16 protein-coding genes are annotated in these 17,947 nt (G+C 62.8%); 6 read left to right on the forward strand and 10 right to left on the reverse strand.

Annotated elements, in window-relative coordinates; genetic code table 11:
* The first annotated feature begins 288 nt into the window (after positions 1-288).
* Positions 289-1,248, forward strand: a complete 960-nt coding sequence (locus tag VIL88_RS01630) for a glutathione S-transferase family protein (protein ID WP_331985244.1) — start codon at positions 289-291, stop codon at positions 1,246-1,248.
* 3 nt (positions 1,249-1,251) lie between these two features.
* Here the strand turns inward: VIL88_RS01630 and VIL88_RS01635 are convergent, their stop codons facing one another.
* Positions 1,252-1,728 (reverse strand): NUDIX domain-containing protein, encoded by a 477-nt coding sequence (locus tag VIL88_RS01635; RefSeq protein WP_331985246.1) that lies wholly within the window; start codon positions 1,726-1,728, stop codon positions 1,252-1,254.
* A gap of 110 nt (positions 1,729-1,838) precedes the next feature.
* On the opposite strand from VIL88_RS01635, the gene VIL88_RS01640 reads away from it, so the two are divergent.
* Positions 1,839-2,729: a metallophosphoesterase gene (locus VIL88_RS01640; RefSeq protein WP_331985248.1), complete on the forward strand. Its 891-nt coding sequence runs from the start codon at positions 1,839-1,841 to the stop codon at positions 2,727-2,729.
* On the opposite strand, the gene VIL88_RS01645 is transcribed toward VIL88_RS01640, so the two are convergent.
* A complete protein-coding gene (locus tag VIL88_RS01645; RefSeq protein ID WP_331985250.1) occupies positions 2,730-3,158 on the reverse strand; it encodes a YciI family protein in 429 nt (142 codons plus the stop codon).
* A 138-nt stretch (positions 3,159-3,296) separates the two neighbouring features.
* On the opposite strand from VIL88_RS01645, the gene VIL88_RS01650 reads away from it, so the two are divergent.
* The 3 genes from VIL88_RS01650 to VIL88_RS01660 are packed head-to-tail and all read left to right on the forward strand — an operon-like array spanning position 3,297 to position 6,245.
* Positions 3,297-4,625, forward strand: coding sequence for a hypothetical protein (locus VIL88_RS01650; RefSeq protein WP_331985252.1), 1,329 nt, complete (start codon positions 3,297-3,299; stop codon positions 4,623-4,625).
* A complete protein-coding gene (gene murD, locus VIL88_RS01655; RefSeq protein ID WP_331985254.1) occupies positions 4,615-5,916 on the forward strand; it encodes a UDP-N-acetylmuramoyl-L-alanine--D-glutamate ligase in 1,302 nt (433 codons plus the stop codon). Before VIL88_RS01650 ends, murD begins: the two co-directional genes overlap by 11 nt.
* On the forward strand, positions 5,913-6,245 hold the full coding sequence (locus VIL88_RS01660) for an SMR family transporter (protein WP_331985256.1): 333 nt from the start codon (positions 5,913-5,915) through the stop codon (positions 6,243-6,245). Before murD ends, VIL88_RS01660 begins: the two co-directional genes overlap by 4 nt.
* On the opposite strand, the gene VIL88_RS01665 is transcribed toward VIL88_RS01660, so the two are convergent.
* The 5 genes from VIL88_RS01665 to VIL88_RS01685 form a co-directional block, all read right to left on the reverse strand.
* Positions 6,242-7,945 (reverse strand): hypothetical protein, encoded by a 1,704-nt coding sequence (locus VIL88_RS01665; protein ID WP_331985258.1) that lies wholly within the window; start codon positions 7,943-7,945, stop codon positions 6,242-6,244. The genes VIL88_RS01660 and VIL88_RS01665 overlap by 4 nt on opposite strands.
* A 518-nt stretch (positions 7,946-8,463) precedes the next feature.
* A complete protein-coding gene (locus VIL88_RS01670) occupies positions 8,464-8,961 on the reverse strand; it encodes an MgtC/SapB family protein (RefSeq protein WP_331985260.1) in 498 nt (165 codons plus the stop codon).
* Positions 8,962-9,049: 88 nt separating this feature from the next.
* On the reverse strand, positions 9,050-10,096 hold the full coding sequence (locus VIL88_RS01675) for an NAD(P)-dependent alcohol dehydrogenase (RefSeq protein WP_331985262.1): 1,047 nt from the start codon (positions 10,094-10,096) through the stop codon (positions 9,050-9,052).
* An 80-nt stretch (positions 10,097-10,176) separates the two neighbouring features.
* Positions 10,177-11,172 carry a DNA topoisomerase IB gene (locus tag VIL88_RS01680; RefSeq protein ID WP_331985264.1) on the reverse strand — a complete coding sequence of 332 codons (996 nt, stop codon included), beginning with the start codon at positions 11,170-11,172 and terminating at the stop codon, positions 10,177-10,179.
* A 6-nt stretch (positions 11,173-11,178) separates the two neighbouring features.
* Entirely contained in the window at positions 11,179-11,337 is a 159-nt protein-coding gene (locus tag VIL88_RS01685) for a hypothetical protein (protein ID WP_331985266.1), read from the reverse strand.
* 115 nt (positions 11,338-11,452) lie between these two features.
* Between VIL88_RS01685 and ade the strand changes: the two genes are divergently transcribed.
* The gene (gene ade, locus VIL88_RS01690; RefSeq protein WP_331985268.1) at positions 11,453-13,162 is read left to right on the forward strand and encodes an adenine deaminase; all 1,710 of its coding nucleotides are present in this window, start codon (positions 11,453-11,455) and stop codon (positions 13,160-13,162) included.
* A 3-nt stretch (positions 13,163-13,165) separates the two neighbouring features.
* Here ade and VIL88_RS01695 read toward each other — a convergent pair whose 3' ends face one another.
* Genes VIL88_RS01695 through VIL88_RS01705 form a run of 3 tightly spaced genes read right to left on the reverse strand, consistent with a single transcriptional unit; the run spans position 13,166 to position 17,896 of the window.
* Positions 13,166-15,325, reverse strand: a complete 2,160-nt coding sequence (locus VIL88_RS01695) for a malate synthase G (protein WP_331985270.1) — start codon at positions 15,323-15,325, stop codon at positions 13,166-13,168.
* Positions 15,326-15,377: 52 nt separating this feature from the next.
* The gene (gene guaD / locus VIL88_RS01700; protein WP_331985272.1) at positions 15,378-16,673 is read right to left on the reverse strand and encodes a guanine deaminase; all 1,296 of its coding nucleotides are present in this window, start codon (positions 16,671-16,673) and stop codon (positions 15,378-15,380) included.
* Positions 16,670-17,896 (reverse strand): urate hydroxylase PuuD, encoded by a 1,227-nt coding sequence (locus VIL88_RS01705; protein WP_331985274.1) that lies wholly within the window; start codon positions 17,894-17,896, stop codon positions 16,670-16,672. The genes guaD and VIL88_RS01705 overlap by 4 nt, the downstream gene beginning before the upstream one ends.
* Between the last annotated feature and the right edge of the window lie 51 nt (positions 17,897-17,947).

Here is a 17,947-nt window from a genome sequence, read left to right on the forward strand (position 1 = left end):
AGACCGCTTACGGTCGTCGGGTCACCAGCAAAACCTTTACCATCCTGGGCGCCTCCACGCCTGAAATCCGCATTAGCACCATGGGGGCCTCGCGTAAAATGAAAATCATGCCGGCGGCCGCCAAAAACAAGAACTGGATGCCGCCTGTGTTCAAAATGCACAACAGTCCGTCGTGGCCGTGCCACCTTATCGATTTGGCAACCCAGCCCTATCTCAGGAGCAACGCAAATCGGCTGGAGGGATTTGACCCTCACAAGGAGTCGATAACATGACGAAAGAGGCGCATTCGTGGGACAGCTGATCGAAGGCAAATGGTCGACCCAGTGGTACGACACCAAGAAGACCGGTGGTAAGTTCGAGCGATCCAAGGCCGGCTTCCGCAACTGGATCACCGCCGATGGCAGCGCCGGCCCGAGCGGCGAAGGCGGGTTCAAGGCCGAGGCGGGCCGCTACCACCTTTATGTATCGCTCGCCTGCCCCTGGGCGCACCGCACCCTGATCTTCCGCAAGCTCAAGGAACTGGAAGACCTGATCTCGGTCTCGGTCGTCTCCCCCAAGATGCCCGACGAGACCGGCTGGAACTTCGACAAGGCCGAAGGCTCGACCGGCGACGACCTCCTGGGCAAGGATTATCTATGGCAGGTCTATACCCAGGCCGTGCCGGACTATACCGGCCGCGTGACCGTGCCCGTGCTCTGGGACAAGCAGACCGAGCAGATCGTTTCCAACGAGAGTTCGGAAATCATCCGCATGTTCAACTCGGCATTCAACGAGCTGACCGGCAACACCGACGACTACTACGCCGAAGCGCTGCGCCCGCGTATCGACGAGATCAACCAGCGCATCTATGACGACATCAACAACGGCGTCTACAAGGCGGGCTTCGCCACCACGCAGGACGCCTATGAAGGCGCCTTCACCAAGCTGTTCGACGCCCTGGACTGGGTTGAAGGCCTGCTCGGGGAGACGGCATACCTGACCGGTGACACCATCACCGAGGCCGACTGGCGCCTATTCACTACGCTGGTGCGGTTCGACGCGGTCTATGTCGGCCACTTCAAGTGCAACCGTCAGCGCATCGCGGACTATCCCAATATCTCGCACTACCTCAAGGCGCTCTACGAGCAGCAGGGCATCAAGGAGACGGTGGATCTCGATCACATCAAGACGCACTACTACTGGAGCCACATCACCATCAATCCGACGCGCATCGTGCCCAAGGGACCGGAGCTGGAGTTCCTGCGCTAGGCGTTAGTAGCCCCAGATGTCACGCTTGGGAGCGCCGTCGAAATATTCGTCGATCCGCTGCGAGGTGGCGGGCGTCACCTTGTCGGGAAGGGCATGCCGGTCGAACCAGCCGACCTCGGCGATCTCGCGGTCGGGCTTGTGATCGAAGGCCTTTTCGAACTGGGTGCAGATGAAGAAGGCGACGTGGTCCCGGTCGGTCACCGGGCTGGTATTGTGGTAGATGCCGAAAAGCTGGAGGGAACCGATGACGCGGTAGCCGGTTTCCTCCAGCGTTTCCCGAGCCCCAGCATGTTGCAGAGTTTCACCAGGACTGACGCCACCGCCCGGAAACTGCCAGCCGGGCACATGGCGGTGCCGGATCAGCAGCACCTTGTCCCCGTCCACCACCATCACCCGCGCGCCCATGGTAAGCCTGTGCCAGAGGCCCTTGACCGTGAGGAACACCTTGGCGACCAGCTGCTGGCTGCGTGTCATCTGCATGAAATCTCTCCTTGCGATCTCACCGGTAGCAGAGAGTTCCCGGCGACAAAATCGGCTCGAAGGCCGATTGACCGTTTTCTTGCCCGCCCCCTTCTGGCATTACGGCCCCGATGATTACCCTGGCTCATATCTCCGACATCCACCTGTCGCCCATGCCCGAAGTGGCCCTGCGCGATCTTTTCGGCAAACGCCTCACCGGTTATCTCAACTGGAAGATCAAGCGGCACGGCGAGCTCAACAGCGAAACGCTGGCCAATCTCGTCTCGCACATGCAGGCGCAGAATGCCGACTTCACCGCGGTCACCGGCGACCTGGTGAACCTGGCGCTGCGCTTCGAGATCGAGCGAGCCGGCCAGTGGCTATCGGCGCTGGGGCCGGCCGACAAGGTGGCGGTTTGCCCGGGCAACCACGATGCCTATGTATCGGGAACGCTGGAATCCGCCCAGGAGATCTGGGGCGACTACATGCGCGGGGAAACGCTGGACGATGCGGTGTTTCCCTTTGTGCGCCGGGTGGGTGAACTGGCGATCATTTCCTGCTCGAGTGCGGTGCCCACAAGGCCCTTCCTCGCGGTGGGGCGGTTCGACGAGAAGCAGGCCGAGCGCCTGGGCCGCATTCTCCACGTGATGGGCGAGGCGGGCTATTTCCGCACAGTGATGATCCACCACCCGCCCAATCCCGAACTGCAGCACCCCTCCTTTGGGCTCAAGGGTCACCGGCTGTTCCGGCAGGTGATCGCCGAGCATGGGGCCGAGATGATCCTCCACGGGCATACGCACCGCTCGTCCATCCATTCCATCCCCGGTAAGGGCAAGGAAGTGCCGGTGGTGGGCGTGGCGGCCGCCAGCGCCGCGCAGGGCGGCACCCTGGACGACCCCGCCCGCTACAACTTGTTCCGGATCGAACGCCAGGGCGATGGCTGGACCTGCACCATGCGGGAGTTCGGTTTCCAGCGCCTGGGCCATGACATTGTCATGCGCCTGCAGATGCGGATCTGCTAGCTACTTCGCTAGAGCTTTTTCCTTTTCCGCCACGCGGCCGTGAATTTCCTCGGCTTCGGGCGACATGATTTCGGCGAAGTCGCTCATCTCGTAGACGGGGCGGATCTCGATCTCGCTGGGTCCGAACATCGGGTTGGGGCAGCGCTTCACCCATTCGACGGCTTCGTCCATGTCACGCACCTGCCAGATCCAGTAGCCGGCAACCAGTTCCTTGGTTTCCGAGAACGGTCCGTCGATGACCATGCGGCTGGCGCCGTCGAAGACGACGCGCTTGCCTTGCGATGAGGGCTTGAGCCCCTCGCCACCGATCATGATGCCGGCGTCGAGGAGTTCCTCGTTATAGCGGCCCATGGCCTCGAGCAGTTCGGTGGGCGGCAGGCGGCCTTCTTCGCTGTCGGTGGTTGCCTTGACGAAAACCAATACACGCATTTCTCGCTCCTTGTGGCTGTGGCCAGTTCCGGCCTCATGCTGCTGCGACGAACGAGGTTTGGCAACTTCGACACAAAACTGTCCCCTCCCGCCTCGGGGGCAAATCACCTATATGGGGGTGACAAGCGAGTATCCGTTTTGACCGAACAGTTTCTTATCGAGCGCCCGTCCTTCGACCCCGCCACCGGCCGGGCTTCATTCGGCTATGGATTGGGCGAACTGCACTTCAACGAGACGCTGGTGCTGCCCGTGCGGGCGGATGCGGCAGCAGCAGAGAGCAAGGCCTTTGCGAAGCTCCTTGACCTCACCGCCATCGTGCTCGGCGTCAGCTATTTCAAGCTTCGTGCGCCCTTCGAGATCGTTGCGCCCAATATCGCGCTGACCGGGGCCGAGCGTGCCTTTGCCATCGACGTCTATGAAAATGGGCTGGGTGAGTTCTATGCTCGCAACGAACTGCATCGCTTCGGCAAGCTGGCGCTGCATACGCCGCATGACACCGCCAGGCAAGCTGCCGTTGCGCTGCCCGAGCGGACGCTGCTCCCCATTGGCGGCGGCAAGGATTCGCTGGTCAGCGTCGACCTGCTGACCCATGCCGGCGTCGAGTTCAGCCCTTTCGCGGTTAATCCCAAGGGTCCGATCCTGACTTCGGTAGACAAGATCGGCACCGCTCCCGTCTATGTCGCGCGCACACTCGACCCCGAGATGATCCGGCTGGGCAAGGAACCTGGCTTCTTCAACGGCCACGTGCCCTCGACGGCCATCAATTCGATGATCGCGGCGCTTTGCGCGCTGCTTTTTGGCTACAACCAGATCGTGCTCAGCAACGAGCGCTCGGCCAGCGAAGGCAATGTGGAGTTCGACGGGCGCGAGACAAATCACCAATATTCCAAGTCGCTCGGCTTCGAGCTGCTGATTGCCTCCATCCTCAGCGACGCGACGGGTGGCAGCCTGAAGTATTTTTCGCTGCTTCGGCCCTATTCAGAGGCGCGGATCGCCTCGCTGTTCACCCACGAAAGCAAGTTCGACCACGTTTTTTCGAGCTGCAACCGCAATTTCCGCCTGATCGGCAATGACGGTCCGCTGTGGTGCGGCGAATGCCCCAAATGCCACTTCGTGTTCCTGATCTTTGCGCCCTTCATGCCCAAGGACCGGCTCCTGTCGATTTTCGGCAAGAACCTGCTCGACAATCCCGCCAACGAAGCCTCGTTCCGCGAACTGGCCGGCCTGGCTGGGCAGAAGCCTTGGGAATGCGTCGGCGAAATCTTGGAGGCCGCCGCTTGCCTCTACACGCTGACGCGGCACGCCGATTGGCATGAGGCGGCGGTTGTTCAGGCGGTGAAGGCTGACCTGTTTGCCCAGTATGGCGAGCCGAAACTGCAAATGGCGATGGCCGAATGCCTGACTGACAGCCATGACCACCATATCCCGCCCGCACTAGCCGCCAAGGTTGCTGCCTATGCGGTTTGAAGAGCCGATCCTGCTCTATGGCGCGGGCCGCGAAGCCCTATCGACCCGCACCTTTCTCCTGTCGCGCCAGCCCGATCTCAAGGTCTTTGTCACCGTCGACTCTGGCGCAGCTGACATCCCGGATGCTGAGGTGATCGCGGCCGATGACCTCCCGGCAGCAATTGCGGCGCGGCGCTTCGGGCTGATCGTCAAGAGCCCGGGTGTGTCGCGCTACAAGCCGATCTTCGACATCGCCCGCAATGCGGGTATCGCAACGACGTCGAACCTCAACCTCTGGGCCTCCACCTATCGCGACGGGCGCACCGTGATCGCCATTACAGGGACCAAGGGCAAATCGACGACGGCTACCTTGGTGCACCTGATGTTGACCCGGTCAGGCATCGATGCAGGGCTGGCGGGCAATGTCGGGCTTGCGCCGCTCGAGATCGCCGACCGCCATCCAGTGGTGATCTTCGAGCTCTCGAGCTACCAGACGGCAGACATGAATTTCCTGCCCGACATCGCTGCCGTGACCAATCTTTATCCCGAGCACGTGGATTGGCATGGCTCGGTCGAGCGCTACTACAAGGACAAGTTGCACCTGATCGACCGCGAGGGCGAGTTCCCAGTAGCTCTGGGCCGGCAAGCGGCAGGCAACACCATGGTGGCTATGGCCGTGCGGGACCACCGCCGATTGATCCGCGACTTGGCTGCCGACGAACTGGCGCTGGTGGAGAAATCGGTCGCCCAGTCGCGCCTCAAGGGCGCGCACAATCTCGACAATGCCCAGCTAGCGGCCCGCATAGCCCTGGCGGCGGGCGGCACGCTGGAGGGCATTGCTGCTGGCATTGCCGCATTCATGCCCCTGCCCCACCGTCTCGAGGAGCATCGCTTTGGCGGAGTGCTGTTTGTGAACGACTCCATATCTACGACGCCCGAGGCTACCAAGGCGGCCCTGGCCGCCTACCAGGGCCACCGCCTGGCGCTGATCGGCGGTGGACATGAGCGCGAGCAGGACTATTCCGAGCTGGCGCAGCGGCTGAGCGCCTTCGGCGTGACCACCCTGGCATGCCTGCCGGTGACGGGCCAGCGACTCGCTGAGGCCGCACGCCTGGCTGCTCCCGATATCGCTGTTCTGTCGGAGCCGGATCTCGACGCGGCAATGCGCGCGCTGTTGCAGCACCGGGAGCGCTTCGACGTCTTGATCCTGTCGCCCGGGGCGCCCTCCTATAATCAGTTCAAGAATTTCGAGGAACGGGGCCGCCGCTTCGTGGCGCTGGCTGAGGAACTCTTCCGGCCGGTGCAGGCGTGAACGGCGCAGTCTACCTAGCCATTGCCATTGTCGGCGAGGTGATTGCCACCTCATTTCTGCGTGCCTCGGCCGGGTTCACCCAGATCGTGCCGTCAATCGTGGTGCTGGTGGGCTATTGCGTCACCTTCTATTTCTTCTCGCTGGCGCTGCAGACCATTCCGGTAGGCATCGGCTACGCCATCTGGTCGGGCGTGGGCATCGTCATCGTGTCGGTAATCGCCTTCTTTGCCTATGGACAGACGCTGGACCTGCCGGCGCTGATTGGCATGGGGCTGATCCTGGCCGGCGTGCTGGTCATCAACCTGTTCTCGCAGTCTTCAGCGCACTAGAAGGGTCGCGTCAAAGCCGCCCAAGGGACGCCAGCTTCGGTCAGTGACTGGCGCATGGCTTCGACGAGGCTGTCGTCGGTGACGCGCTCCCGAACCCTGGGCAGCACGCCCTTGGCATGGAAGGCCGGCAGGTCGAGGATTTCGGGCAGGTACCGATTGACCACAGCGCTGTCGCCGGCGCCCTGCGCTGCCATGATGGCGAGGATCGGTCCCAACTCCCGGTCTGCCCGCGCATAGAGTTGCGCCCATTCCAGCGCCTGGTCGAAATTGCGGTCCCGAAGGGCTGCCAGCGTCGGCACGCCGAAATACCAAGCCGGCGGCTCGGGTGATTTTTCCGCTACCTCTTGCGCCATGGCTTTGGCTTCCGCCAGACCGCCTCCCAGCGCCTGGAGGCGTGCGAAGGCCGCAACGGCATCGGCATTGGCGGGGTTGAGCTGAACGGCGGAGGCATAATCGGCGCGGGCCTGGACTATGAATGCCTGCGCCTCATGCAGACGCGCCTGTTGCTCCCAAACAAAGCTGCTGGTGGGGCTGAGTTCAAGGGCGCGTGTCAAACTGGCGGCTGCACTGGCGAGCCTGTCGGCCTGCGCCAAGGGCACCGCCACAGCCGGGTCCCCGATCTCGACGAGGAGGCTGGCGCGAGCGGCGAGCGCGATGGGATCCTGTTTGCTAGCTTCGGGCAGGCGTCCAAAGCAGGCGCTGGCTTTGCTGCCCTCCACCATGCCGCCGGTTTCGCGGAAGCGATCAAAGAGGATCCGGCACATATAGAGATTTGCCTCCCAATCGTCTCCTGAGAGCCCGGCGAGCAATTCACGAGCCGGTGCATGCAGAGGGCCGCGCGGACTGCCCAGCACAAGGCTGAAGGAGCGGGAAACGCGATCGAGAATATCGGGCGCCGTCGCTTGGGCGGCGGGGATAGACAGGGTCTGGTTCCAGACCACCTGGTTGGAACGCGTTTCCGTCAGGATGCCGCTATATTGGACCAGGTCGGCATCGAGACGAACAATGCCGGTGAAGACGAAATGATTTGGTGCCGGCACTGCCGGCCCGGCGGCCTCGTCCCCAGACGTGCGATAGCCGACCTGAATGGTTTCGAACTGCTCAAGGTCGGTGACGAGTTCGACCGTCAGCCCCGCCGCATGCGGCCCTGCGACGGCATCACCGGCAAGGTTCTGAAACTCCACCAGCGTGATGGAGGGTTCATCGATCAGGGCCGAAATACCGGATGGAGGATTGCCGTCGCGATTATTGGCAAGGAAAAGATAGAGCGCGACGACCAGGACTATGGCCAGCGCGCCGAGAAGCAACCAGACCCCGATTCGCCATCTTGTGCGCGACGTCTCGCTGCCGGGCTGCGGCTCGTCCCCAGCAGCTTCGATTTCCGGAGCGATGTCGGTGAGGGCGAAATCGGGCACATAGCGGCCCACTGGCAGGCTGATCCTGACCGGGTCGTCGATGCCCGGACCCGTATAGTATTCTTCGAGCAGTCCCCGCAGACGCCTCGCCTGTACGCGCACGATGGGGTCCACCTGTGGATCGAAATTGGGCGGACGCCCGAAAACATCGACGGCAATGGAATAGGCCTTGATGGCCTGCTCCTGACCGTCGAGCCGGCGCTGCACAATATAGCCGAGGAACCGGCCGAGCTGTGGGGATCGTGCGATTTCGGACCACTCAAGCAACCGCCTGAGAGCCGACAAGACTGCATCCCTGTCTGGCGCGGCATGGGCCAAAATTTGTACTCCCACAACGATTTGATTGTGACGAGTTACATGTAAAACGCAAGCCGCATAACCGCCTCTTTACCTCATATTGCCTGTCGAGATGGAACAAACGCACGCATAGACCAGCTCGTCGGTTCCGCGCCACTCGTGAACCGATTCCTCACGGTCTCGATGCTGCTGCAGGGCGCCGGTGCGCCCTGATGCTACACGCACAGATATGCGGGGATTCCAGTTTCGGGCTTTGGCCCGTCGCAGTTGGCATGCGGCTCCTGCGTCCACAGGTTGCATGTCCAGGTCAGGAGGAGCGCTGCAAGGTCGACTTCGGTTGCCCCGGCATTCCCAAGCGCTCCTCCGGCCACTCTGCAGAGACGATCGGCTCATCAGCCAATGGTTTGCGGCAACAACACCTCCCGGTTGCAGCCGCTCTGGGGAGAAGCAGTCTGGCGCGCATGTCCCTCGGCGTGCCTGGACTTCCTTCTCCCCATATTTCTGGATCAGCCCAGATCCTTCTTTCTCGGATCGATGACATTGTGAGCTAGAGCCCGCAGGGCGGCAAGCACCAGAACGGCCAGCAGGGCAACGCCGAGCGCCACCAGATAGTAGCCTAGGGCGGTGGCCACGCCCGTCGCACCAGCCAGCCACATTCCCGCTCCCGTCGTCAGCCCCTGCACACCGCCGCCAGCGCGGAAGATGGCTCCCGCTCCGAGAAAGGCGATGCCGGCCGTAACGGCTTCCACGGCACGGATCGGATCAGCCTGCGGTCCATTGCCGCCCGCGATCTCGATCGTGTGGAAAATCTCGAAGGCCAAGATGGTGAAAAGGGCTGCCGCGATGGCGACCAGGATATGGGTACGCAGGCCCGCCTGGGCCGTGTTGACCTCGCGCTCGAAGCCGATCATGGCGCCCAAGACGGCCGCAATCAGCAGCCGTATGGCGATGATATGTTGAGGCAAATAGGTCTGAACGAAGCCGATTTCGTTCCCCACATCCATGACGCCGCTCCAGCTCTATGACACTGGAGTGACAATCTTGGAGATCATGGGATGGTTCCGGCTGCAGCAATGCGCCGCAGCCGGGCGATCAGTCCACCAGCTTGATCTGCAGCTTGACGTCGGTGGGGCGTGCCTCGACCGCACGGTCGAAGGCTTCCTTGGCCTTCTCAAAGGAAAAGGTTTCCGAAATCAGTGGCTTGAGGTCGACCTTGCCCGAGCCAAGGAGCGCAATGGCGCGATCGTATTGGTGGGCATAGCGGAAGACGTTCTCGATGCGCACTTCCTTGGTCGAGGCGGCGGCGATGTCGATGGCGACCGGCTCCACCGGAAGGCCGACGGCGACGATTGTGCCGCTCGGCCGCGGCAGGTCCATGATCGTCTTCCAGGCTTGCGGTGAACCCGAGCATTCGAACACCACGTCCGCACCCCAGCCATCGGTGATGCGCGACACTTCCTCGGCAAGGTTCTGCTCGCGGATGTTGACCGTGATGATGCCGGGATACTGCGCCGCGATGTCGAGCTTGGGTTGTGCGAGATCGGCGACGATCACCCGGGCGCAGCCGCCGGCCAGAGCGGCCAGTGCCACCATGGTGCCAATGGGGCCGGCGCCAAGCACGACGCCGGTGTCGCCCGGCATGATCTTGGCTTTGGTGGCGGCCTGCATGCCGACGGCGAAGGGCTCGACCATAGCGCCCTCGGCAAAGCTCACATTGTCGGGCAGCTTGAACGTGTAGTTGGCCGGATGCACGACTTCCGAGGTCAAGACGCCATGGACCGGCGGCGTGGCCCAGAAGGTCACGGCCGGATCGACATTGTACATGCCGAGGCGGCTGGCGCGGGAATTGGGATCGGGAATGCCCGGCTCCATACAAACGCGGTCGCCGACCTTAAAATGGGTTACGCCTGCACCGACTTCGACGACGGTGCCGGCTGCCTCATGCCCGAGCACCATGGGCTCGTTGACCACGAAGGGGCCGATCTTGCCGTGGGTGTAGTAGTGCACGTCGGAGCCGCAGACGCCCACGGTGTGAATGGCGATTTTGACCATGCCCGGACCAACCTCTAGCGGCAGATCGATCTCGCGCAGGGCGAGCTCGTGCTGGCGTTCAAGAACAAGCGCGCGGACCATTGTCATCGGAGACCCCCTTGGTTGGTGGCGAAACGGTAGGACGAGGACGGACGTTCCACAAGGGAGCGTAGCGCCGCTGCTGCAGATTAACTGATGGCGGCGAGCACGGCGCCCAGGCGCTTCTCGCGCTGCAGCAGTCCGGCGCGGCCGTTGCCGGCTGCTTCCCACATGGGCTTGAGCTTGCCGCTTTCAAACAGCTTGAACAGGCATGGGGCGATATAGGACTTGCGGCAAATTGCGGGCGTGTTGCGCAGCACTTCCGATACGTCCTTGGCAACCCGCGCCATTTGCCGGCGCCGGGCGGTGTCCGTTTGCCCCACTTCGAGCTGCGCCAGCGCTTCGCCGGCAAGCGAGCTGGCATGAAGGGTGCGGAAATCCTTGGCCGAAATATCGACGCCGGCGAGTTGGCGCAGATAGTCGTTGATGGAGCCGGTTTTGATCGGCCGGACCTTGCCCAAGTCGTTGCGGTAGACCAGAAGCCGCTTGCCGGGCAGCGTCTTGATGCGGCTGATCGCCTCCGCCAGCGGGCGGTCGACTATACAATATTCGGCGCGCTTGCCCGACTTGGCGTCGAAGGCCATGCAGATCTTGTCGTCCACGATCTTGACGTCGCGCGCGTAGAGCGTGCCGGCGCCGCGGGTGCCATTGGCTTCGAGATACTTTTCGCGACCGACCCGCATGGCGGTCCTGTCGATCAGTGCGGCGGCTATCGCCAGGGCCAGTTCGCGGCTACCGGTTTCGGCCTGCAGCCCTTCGGCGATCTTGCGGCGCAGGCGCGGCAGCACGGCAGTCAGGGCGGCGAGGCGCTTCTGCTTCTTGCCTTCGCGGCGCAGTTCCCATTCGGGATGGTAGATATATTGTTCGCGGCCGGCATCGTCGATGCCGAGTACCTGGATATGGGCCTTCTCGCTTTGCGCGATGCGGACCTCGCGCCAGGCAGGAGGGATGCCGAGGGCCTGGATGCGAGCCTTGGTGGATGGATCGTCGACTAGGGTGCCGTCGGCCGCCCGGTAGCAGAATCCTTTGCCGCGTTTCTGACGACACAGCGTCAGCTGGTCCCGGCTTACCCGTATTAGGCGCATGAATACTCAGTTCGGATTTGATTGGGTCAGCGTAAAGACCAGGTACACAATGGCGAAGAGCACGATGATGCCGATCAGTGAGGTCACGAGCACGCGCAGGTTCATCTTGCGCGGGCTGGCCTGGCGCACTTCGGTCTTGTTCTTGTAGGGATCGTAGGTTTCCATGACGCTCTCCTGTGTTGCGGGTCAAACGTGTGCCCTGCCCCGAGGTTCCGCGACCCCTTGACGCGTCGCGCTGCAGAGTCGACGGTTTCCTCTTGAACAATTTCAGGAATGCTCGATGACCACGGCCGCTACCCTCACCCGCATGATCATGGCCGGACAGGGGAAGGAGCAAGCTGACCTCGTGATCAAGAATGTGCGGCTGCTGGATGTGATCACGGGCGCCATCACCGAAACCGACCTCGCCATCGTGGGCGATCGCATCGTCGGCACCCATGCCAGTTATGAGGGCAAGACGGTTGTGGATGGGCGCGGCCGCTATGCCGTACCGGGCTTTATCGACACCCATCTTCATATCGAGTCCTCGCTGGTCACGCCGCTCGAGTTCGACCGCTGCGTGCTGCCCCATGGCGTGACCACGGTGCTGTGCGATCCACACGAGATCGCCAACGTGCTCGGTGCAGAGGGTATCCGCTATTTCCTCGACTGCGCCGAGCAGACGGTGATGGACGTGCGGGTCAATCTCTCCTCCTGCGTGCCCGCCACTGCGTTCGAAACGGCTGGAGCTGCGCTCGAAATCGAAGACCTTGAGCCGTTCCGCCAGCACCCCAAGGTGGTTGGTCTTGCCGAGATGATGAATTTCCCCGGCGTGCTCAACGCCGATCCGGGCATCATTGCCAAGCTTGTCGCCTTTCAAGGCGGCCATATCGACGGGCATGCGCCGCTGCTGCTGGGCACGGCGCTGAACGGTTACCTGGCCGCGGCCATCCGCACCGACCACGAAGCCACCAGCGCCGCCGAGGCGCGGGAAAAGCTCAGCAAGGGTATGGCCATCCTGATCCGCGAAGGCTCGGTGTCCAAGGACCTCGAAGCGCTGGCCGAAATCCTCGACGAGAATACGTCGAGTTTCGTGGCCCTCTGCACCGATGATCGCAACCCGCTCGACATCGCCGAGGAGGGGCATCTCGATAGCTCCATCCGGCGGCTGATCGCCAAGGGGCGCCCGCTGCACCACGTCTACCGTGCGGCCAGCCACTCGGCCGCCCGCATCTTTGGCCTCAACGACCGTGGCCTGCTGGGGCCGGGCTGGCGCGCCGACATTGTCTTGCTCGACAGCCTTGAAGACTGCCGCGTCAGCAATGTCATCAGCGCCGGGCGATTGGTGGGGCCAGAGCTATTTGCCACCCGTCAGGACGTAGCGCCCGTTGGCCTTCAGTCGATGAAGGCTAAGCCGGTGACGGCCGAAGACTTCATGGTCCCGGTGCGATCGGACCGCAACCAGACGCCGGTGATCGGCGTCAGACCGGGGCTGATCCTCACCTTCCGGGAAAGCGCCACCCTACCCAGCAGCAGCCGCGGTACCCTTCCCGATCTCGATGCCGATGTGCTCAAGGTCGCAGTGGTCGAACGGCACGGCAAGAACGGCAATATCGGCCGCGGCTTCGTCAAGGGCTTCGGGCTCAAGCGCGGCGCCATTGCTTCCTCGGTCGGCCATGACTCGCACAACATCACGGTGATCGGCGCGACCGATGAAGACATGGCCGCGGCCGTCAACCGGCTGATCGCGCTCAAGGGCGGGTTCGTGGTGGCCGATGGTGGCGCCATAACGGCCGAACTGGCATTGCCGATTGCTGGCCTGATGAGCCCCAAGCCCTTCGAGGAGATCACGCATGATCTCCATGCCCTGCGCGAGGCGGCCTATGCTTTGGGCTGCGTCTTGCCGGAGCCGTTCCTGCAGGTCGCTTTCCTGGCTCTGCCGGTCATCCCGCACCTCAAGATGACCGACCGGGGATTGTTCGACGTGGACTTGTTCGACTTCGTCGATTGAAAGCTACTTACCGTCGCGCGCCTTGACCTTGCGGCGGGCCGCGTGCAGCAGGGGCTCGGTGTAGCCGCTGGGCTGGTCGGCGCCGTGCAGCGCCAGGTCAAGGGCGGCCCGGAAGGCGACGGACTGGAAGTTTTCCGCCATCGGCCGGTAGAGCGGATCGCCGGCATTCTGCGCGTCGACCACCGAGGCCATGCGTTCAAAGACGGCAGTGACCTCATCACGGCTGACCAGCCCGTGGCGCAGCCAATTGGCCACGGCCTGCGAGGAGATCCGGCAGGTGGCGCGATCTTCCATCAGGCCGACATTGTTGATGTCGGGCACCTTGGAGCAGCCTACGCCCTGCTGCACCCAGCGCACCACATAGCCGAGGATGCCCTGGGCATTGTTCTCGAGTTCGCGCGTGATCTCTTCGCGGTTGAGAGCATAGGGCGCCTGCACCGGCATCGAGAACAGGTCGGCCAAAGGCGGCACCGGCTCATTGTGGCGGCGCTGCTGGGCGGCGAAGACGTCGATCTCGTGGTAATGGAGTGCATGAAGCGTCGCCGCCGTCGGCGACGGCACCCAGGCGGTATTGGCACCTGCATTGGGGTGGCCGCTCTTGGCTTCCATCATGGCCGCCATGTCGTCGGGACGTGCCCACATGCCCTTGCCGATCTGCGCCCGGCCCGAGAAGCCGCAGCGCAGCCCGATCAGGACGTTGCGATCTTCATAGGCGGCCAGCCAGCGCTCGGCCTTGATCTCATCCTTGCGCAAGACGGCGCCGGCTTCCATGGAAGTGTGGATTTCGTCGCCGGTGCGGTCGAGGAAGCCGGTATTGATGAAGAAGACACGGCTGCGTGCGGCATGGATGGCGGCCTTGAGGTTGGCCGAGGTCCGCCGCTCCTCGTCCATGATGCCGATCTTGACCGTGTTTGGAGCGAGGCCCAGCATGGTCTCCACCGAGGTGAAAATGGCGCAGGCGAAAGCCACTTCCTCGGGGCCATGCATCTTTGGCTTGACCACATAGATGGCGCCCGTGCTGCTGTTGCCGCGATCGTGCATGGCGCAGAGCACGGTGAGAGCCGCATCCATCAAGCCTTCACCGATAGGCTTGCCGTCCCACAGCACCGCATCCGTGGTCATGAGGTGCCCGACATTGCGCACGAGGAGCAGCGAGCGCCCCTTGAGCACCAGCGGCTGGCCGTTCACGTCCTTGTAGTGGCGATCCGCGTTGAGCCTGCGGGTAACGGTCCGCTCGCCTTTGGTGAACGTGTCCTCGAGCGAGCCGTTCATCAGCCCCAGCCAGTTGCGATAGACCGCTACCTTGTCGGCGGCATCGACGGCGGCGACAGAGTCCTCGCAATCCTGGATCGTGGTCAGCGCGGCTTCGACAACAACATCGCTCAGTCCGGCCTTGTGAGACTTGCCGATGGAGCTGTCGGGATTGATGACCAGAACCACATGGAGGCCGTTGTGCCGGAGTACCAATTCCCCGGCTGTTTCCGTGCCGCCATAGCCGACAAAGGCCGACGGATCGCGCAGACCGGTGCGCCCTGCCGGCGTGTCCACGGCAAGGTAGCGGGTTTCGCCGTCCTTAAGCACATGGTAGCCGGAGGCATCACGATGGCTGCCGCTGGCCAGGGGAAAGCTCTGGTTCAGAAATTGCGCGACCTTTTCCACCACCGCCTGACCGCGGGCGGCGTTATAGGCGGCACCCGGCGCCAGCTCGCCGTCACGGCTCACCACATCCGAACCATAAAGCGCATCGTAAAGGCTGCCCCAGCGCGCATTGGCGGCGTTGAGTGCATAGCGGGCGTTGGAGACCGGCACCACCAGCTGCGGACCACAAAGAGAACTGATCTCGGGATCAAGACCCTCGGTCTCGATGGCGAAGTCTTCCGGTTCGGGCACCAGGTAGCCGATGTCGCGCAGGAAGAATTCATAGCCCTGCGGGTTCTGGCTCACCGTCCCGTATCGACGGTGCCAGTCATCGATTTGGCTTTGCAGCTCGTCGCGCTTCTGCAGCAGGCGGGCATTGGTCGGGGCGTGTTCCGCAACCAGAGCGGCAAAGCCGTTCCAGAACTGATCGGCAGTGACGGCGAGGCCGGCGAGCGCTTCCTTCTCGACGAAATCAACCAGCAGCTTGTGCACTGAAAGGCTCGATTTCGTCAGATAATCGCTCATCTCTGCTTCCTTTTATGGCGGAGTGCCCAGCATTAAGTCATCCATACAAGTGTCACAACCCGCGTAAAACGGACTTCGCCCTTGCGCCAGAGACATAGACTTCGGCCACGGAACGATCGTCGCCCAGGGTCTGCAGCAGGAAGAGTTCTTCGGCCAGCGAGGTGACTGTGGCCATGCGCAAGGCCATGGCGGGCGTCGCTGCCGCGTTCAACACAACCAGGTCGGCCGCATTGCCGGGCGCTACAGCGCCGATCGTACCTTCCAGTGACAGCGACCGGGCATTGCCCAGCGTTGCCATGTAGAAGGAGGCAAAGGGATTGAGCCGCTGCCCGCGCAGCTGCAGGATCTTGTAGCCCTCATCCAGCGTGCGCAGCATGGAATAGCTGGTGCCGCCGCCGATGTCGGTGGCGATGCCGATGCGCACGCCATGCTTGGCGAGCCGCTCGCGATCAAAGAGACCCGAGCCCAGAAAGAGGTTGGAGGTGGGGCAGAAGACTGCCACCGACCCCGTTTCGGTCAGCACCGCGGTTTCGCGATGGTTGAGATGGATGCAGTGGCCAAGAAGCGTCTTGGGGCCAAGCAGGCCGTAATCCTCGTAGATGCCGGTATAGTCCGGCGAGCCGGGATAAAGCTTCATCGACCGGGAAATCTCGGCTGCGTTCTCGCTGAGATGGGTCTGGACGTAGGCCTCGGGATGTTCGGCAACCAGCGCCTGCGCTGCCTCCATCTGGCCGGGTGTCGAGGTGATGGCAAAGCGCGGGGAGATGGCATAGAGCCCCCGCCCCTTACCATGCCAGCGGGCAATCAGCGCCTTTGTGTCGTCATAGCCCGACTGTGCCGTATCGCAGAGGGCTTCGGGAGCATTTCGGTCCATCATGACCTTGCCCCCGATCATCAGCATGTTGCGCTTCTGCGCCTCGGCGAAGAAGGCGTCGACCGAGTGCGGATGGCTGGAGCAATAGGCGACGGCCGTCGTCGTGCCATTGCGGATCAGCTCGTCATAGAAGGCTGACGCCACCGCCCCGGCATGTCCCTGCTGGCTGAACTTCTGCTCCTCGAAGAATGTATAGGTGTTGAGCCATTCGAGCAGCGATCCGGCATAGGAGGCGATCATCTGCGACTGCACATAATGGAGGTGCATGTCGATGAAGCCGGGCAGGATCAGGTGGGGCCGATGGTCGATGACCTCAGCCGTGGCGTCCGGCACGAAGTCGCCCACTGCGGTGATGATGCCGCCTTCGATGGTGACGGCGCCATCCTCGATATAGCGATAGCTGCCGTGGTCATCGATGGCTTGCGGTTCGCCCAGGAAGCTCAGTACGCGGCCGCGGAGGATGGTTCGGCTCATTGGCCCGAGCCCTCGCGGAACCACTCGACCAGCACTTGGCGCTCTTCGGCTGTCATTTCGGTCAGGTTGCCGGGTGGCATGGCGTGGGAATAGCCGGCCTGCATGGCAATGTCCTTGGCGTGGTTGGCGACGGCAATGTCATTGTCGAGGATGACATTCTTGGGCGGCTCGAACACGCCGGGCCAGACCGGCTCGGCGGTGTGGCACATGGCGCAGCGCGTCTGCACCGTCAGGCTGGCCGCAGCAAAATGCTCGGCCCGGAGAAAGGGTTCGGCCGCACGCGACGCCACCTCCTCTCCGGCAGAGCCGGGGAGCTTGGGGCCCGATGACAGCCAGGCGATGACGATAAAGAGGATAACGGCGGCCGCCCAGGTCCAGTGCGGATTGCCCTTCCTTGCATGGCGGGTGTTGAAATAGTGCCGGATCACCACGCCGACGAGGAAGATCAGCGAGGCGATGATCCAGTTCCACTGCGTCGCGAAGGCCAGCGGATAGTGGCTCGACAGCATGAAGAAGATGACGGGCAGCGTCAGGTAGTTGTTGTGGAGCGAGCGCTGCTTGGCGATCTTGCCATATTTGGCATCGGGCACCCGGCCGGCCTTGAGGTCGGCGACGACGATCTTCTGGTTGGGAATGATGATCATCGCCACATTGGCGGCCATGATCGAGGCAGTGAATGCCCCCATATGAAGCATGGCGGCCCGGCCGGTGAAAAGCTGGGTATAGCCCCAGGCCATGGCCGTGAGGATGACAAAGAGCACCAGCATCAGCCCGTTCTGCGAATTGCCCAGCGGCGACTTGCAGAGGCGGTTGTAGACCACGAAGCCGACTATGATCGAAGCCATGGAAATCAGGATCGCGGCCCAGTTGGGCACGTCCAGCACGGTGCGGTCGATGAGATAGATGTCGGCGCCGACATAATAGATCAGCACCATGAGCATGAAGCCCGAGAGCCAGGTCCAGTAGCTTTCCCACTTGAACCAGGTCAGGTGTTCGGGAAGGAACTCGGGCGCCACCAGGTATTTCTGGATGTGGTAGAACCCGCCGCCATGAACCTGCCATTCCTCGCCATGCGCCAGCGGCGGCAGGCTCGGCGTCTTCCTAAGGCCGAGATCGAGGGCGATGAAATAGAAGGACGAGCCGATCCATGCGATGGCGGTGATCACATGGAGCCAGCGCACGGCAAACATCAGCCACTCATAGGCGATGGCGTAATCGGGCATATCTGTCCTCCCATAGACATGCAAAAGGGCGGGCGTGGGCCCGCCCCTCGC

It is taken from the genome of Devosia sp. (genome assembly GCF_036563435.1).
In the GTDB taxonomy this organism is placed as follows: domain Bacteria; phylum Pseudomonadota; class Alphaproteobacteria; order Rhizobiales; family Devosiaceae; genus Devosia.